The sequence below is a fragment of the Achromobacter sp. Marseille-Q0513 genome, from assembly GCF_018195695.1.
In the GTDB taxonomy this organism is placed as follows: domain Bacteria; phylum Pseudomonadota; class Gammaproteobacteria; order Burkholderiales; family Burkholderiaceae_B; genus Achromobacter.
Window position 1 is genome coordinate 1 of the sequence record NZ_JAGTJY010000435.1, and the last position, 652, is coordinate 652.

Consider the following 652-nt stretch of genomic DNA (forward strand, 5'->3'; position numbering starts at 1 on the left):
TCAGCCAAGGCAGCATTCGTCATCGTGGCTAGCCCGTCTGCACCAAGGACGGTGCCAGCACCAGCAACTAGCGATGCGACCAGATTGCGGCGCGCCTCTATCTCCTCGTTGGTTCGCCCCTTGGTCGAATCGAGCAAGCTGGAAATGACAACCGCAGCAGCGGCACCTGTCGCTCCAGCACCGCAACTTTGGCTGCTAGCGGCCGCTCCTGCGCATCCGACCACGGCTTGCAAAGCAACGTGCTCGGGAGACCCGGCTTTGATGATTCCCTTACCTACCCAATCACCAACCTTGGCCGCGCCTTCCTGTTGCAGGTAGCTCACTACCGCGCCTCGGGCCATCTCACCCGCACCACCAGTAACGTTGCCGCTGGTGGCTGCCAGCACTGCGTTGGCGATCATCCGATATGAACCGCCTGGCAACCATTGCCGGGCATCATCCAGTTGCTTTTCCAGAACCTTGTACCGAGTCGGATCGTTCTCGGTCGCCATCGCCTTCTTCAGCGCATCCGCTTCCGCAGCCCGATTCGCCAAAAACTGCCCCGTCTGCCGGCTAGCCTCCGAAACAATCTCAAACCCCGCCTCGATCTTCTCCTTATCAAAGATCGGCTTGAGCGCGTTCAACGTATCCGACGTATCCCGGTTCAACGAAG

Annotated in this window: 1 protein-coding gene; it reads right to left on the reverse strand. The window is 59.8% G+C overall.

Going from position 1 to position 652, the window contains the following annotated elements; genetic code table 11:
• On the reverse strand, window positions 1–623 hold a 623-nt coding region (locus tag KDH83_RS31120), incomplete at its 3' end, for a DUF637 domain-containing protein (protein ID WP_212322964.1).
• Window positions 624–652: the final 29 nt, after the last annotated feature.